2 protein-coding genes are annotated in these 2,984 nt (G+C 50.8%); both read left to right on the top strand.

From position 1 onward, the window contains the following. A partial coding sequence (locus tag AC29Z1_RS04675; RefSeq protein WP_488270297.1) for a cobaltochelatase subunit CobN occupies nt 1–1,816 on the top strand: 1,816 nt, incomplete at its 5' end. A gap of 12 nt (nt 1,817–1,828) precedes the next feature. Further along, nucleotides 1,829–2,899 (top strand): radical SAM protein, encoded by a 1,071-nt coding sequence (locus AC29Z1_RS04670; RefSeq protein WP_488270296.1) that lies wholly within the window; start codon nt 1,829–1,831, stop codon nt 2,897–2,899. The last annotated feature ends 85 nt before the right edge of the window (nt 2,900–2,984 follow it).

Genomic DNA, 2,984 nt, shown 5'->3' with positions numbered 1-2,984 from the left:
GGTAGCGGAGGCCAGTCTTGCCGAGGATATGGGACAAGTAGAAGGCGAAGTATTTGACGATTATGTCCAGCGGTTACACAGCTATATCAGCGATATAAAAAACATGCAAATTCGGGTAGGACTGCATGTCTTGGGCTGTCCACCACAAGGGGATACGCTGATAGAATATCTGCTGTGCTTAACCCGGCTGGCTAATGGCGAAACGCCATCTCTCACCGAGACAATAGCCGCTATGCATGGTTATGATTATTATGAGTTGTTGGCCGAGAGCGGTAAACTGTTGCCTGACGGTAGCAAAACTTGTGGCGCATTAGTTGACGAAATTGATCAGAAGTGCCGGGAAGTAATTGTCTGGTTGTTTGACCATGACTTTGCACTGGCGGAGGCGGAGCAGGTAGCAGAGCTGCCGTGGGCGGCCAAAACCAGTGCTGAACTCCAAGCGCAGCTTAAACAAACAGCGCGGTATATCTGCCAGACACTTGTCCCTAACTTATATAAGACCGAGCAAGAAATCACCAATATATTGGCTGCCTTAGAAGGCCGATTTGTTGAACCCGGACCGGCAGGTGCACCCACCAGCGGTATGGCTGATATTTTGCCGACAGGACGCAATTTTTACGGTGTTGATCCACGTACCCTGCCAACTCCGGCTGCGTGGGAACTGGGTCAGACCTTGGGGAATAGTGTGATTGAGCGCTATATTGCCGATGAAGGCCATTACCCAGAAAACATTGGCATGATTTTCTGGAGTGGCGCTAATATGCGCAGTCAGGGGCAATGTATTGCTGAATTTCTATATTTTTTAGGCGTGCGTCCGGTATGGCAGCGGGGCAGTCAGCGGGTTATTGACTTAGAGGTTATTCCGCTGTCAGAGCTCAAGCGCCCGCGGATTGATGTGACTGCTCGCATTAGCGGCCTGTTTCGCGATACCATGCCCATGGCATTGAAATGGATGGATAAAGCCATCAGTCTTGTGGCCAATCTGGAAGAAAGTAGCGAGGTTAACTATATTCGCAAGCATGTGCTGGCAGATGCGGCGCTGCTGACAGAGCAGGGCATAGACAAGCCTGCTGCCTGGGAACAGGCCTGCTATCGGATATTTGGCTGCCCGCCAGGCACGTATGGTGCCGGTGTTGGTCATCTGTTGGAAGAAAAGAACTGGGAAACTGTTGACGATTTGGCTAACGTATATGTACGCTGGGGTGCCCATGCCTATGGCGCTAAGAGCAGTGGCGCTTTTGTACCACAGCTCTTCAGCCGCCGCCTGGCAAGTTTGGATGTTACTGTGAAAAACGAGGATAACCGGGAAGTTCATATGCTTAATTCTGATGACTTTAACTCGTATCATGGCGGGATGATTGCGGCTGTCCGCAGCCTGAAAGGAGCGGCACCGCGCTCGTACTGTGGCGACAGTTCCAACCGCCAGCAGGTCAAGCTCCGGAGTCTAGATGAAGAGTTTAAACGTTTGTTCCGTGGTGAAGTCATGAATCCCAAATATATTGAAGGTATGAAACAGCATGGATACAAAGGTGCCGCTGACTTGGCCGGGGTAGTGGCGCACTGCTACGAGTGGGATGCCACCAGCGCCGTGATGGAGGACTGGATGTACAAAGGCTTGGCAGAAAAATACGCTCTAGATCAGGATATGCAGGACTGGATGAAGGATGTCAATCCCTGGGCGTTGCAGCGAATTGCCGAAAAATTGTTAGAGGCCGAGATGCGCGGCCTATGGCACGCTGATGATAAGACTAAGTACGAATTGCAGCAAATATATCTGGATATTGACGGCGAGTTGGAAGAACGGAGTGACAGGTAAATTATGCTGAGGATGTTGATTTTGAGTCTTACCGGTCAATGCAATTTTGCCTGTAAATATTGTTATGCCCATGAACATCCGACAGAAATTATGGATGTTGCTACAGGCATTGCCGCCGTTGAACTGGCGGCGGCAGACGGACAACCCTTTGTACTGCAGTTTAGCGGCGGTGAACCGCTGCTAAACTTTCCGGTAATGCAAGCAATTATCCGCCATGTTCGAGAGAATAGCCTGCCTGTCATTATGCAACTGCAAACCAATGCTTCGCTCGTGACCAGGGAGGTGGCGGCTGTATTGAAAGCCGGTCAGGTAGGTATCGGAATTAGCCTTGACGGACGGCCTGATATCAATGACAGGCAGCGTTGTCTGCCTGATGGTCAAGGAACCTGTCGTCAGATACTGACAGGCGCTGGTCAGTTGGCTGCCCAGGGGATTGCTACCGGCATAACTTGTGTTGTCACTAATGAGAATGTAACCAAACTGGCTGGTGTAGTGGAAATGGCTTATTACCTGGGAAATGTACGGCGGATTGGTTTTGATCTTTTACGTGCTCAGGGAAAGGGCGGTGAGGTTACGCCGCCTTCGCCAGATGCTGTAAAGCAAGGAGTAAAAGCAGCGCTAGCGACGGCAGAATACATGGCTAAACAGACAGGTACAACCATATTGTTTTCCCAAGTTGAACGGGTAGATATGTTGGCTAGGCAACAACTGCAGGGGTTTGCGCATTGTCATGCCATGAACGGCGAAGCGGCATTTGTGGATGCCCAGGGCAATATGTATGCCTGTGCCTCGCTGGCTGGTAATCCTGATTTTTATTTGGGGCATGTGAAAACAGGTCTGGATAAGGCTAAACAGCAAAAAGTCGCGGCTTCGATTCAAGCCGGTATGAATTTTTGTTTGCGGTGTCCTTCGTTTTCTTTGTGCGGCGGGGCATGTTTTGCCCGCTGGTATGGGGCAGGCTGCGGTGATCAGGGGTATGCAGCCGAGTGTGCGTTAAAACAGGTAGCCATCGAGTGGTATCTTGAACATCAAGGACAGGGGAGAAATGGGAATGAAAGCTGCGTTACTGCATGTAGATGTTAGTGGCGGTCCGGAAAGCCGTAACCTGGAGCTGTTAGCCAACGCTATCCGCTTAGCGGCAGACGCCGGAGCTAAGTGGATTGTTACG

This window comes from Sporomusa sp., assembly GCF_057736855.1.
Note: the sequence above shows the minus strand (reverse complement) of the source record. Positions and strands in the feature narration are given on the sequence as shown.

Coding starts and splice junctions, on each gene's coding strand:
- AC29Z1_RS04670 (WP_488270296.1), top strand. CDS start 1,829: ATGTTGATTTTGAGTCTTACCGGTCAATGCAATTTTGCCTGTAAATAT.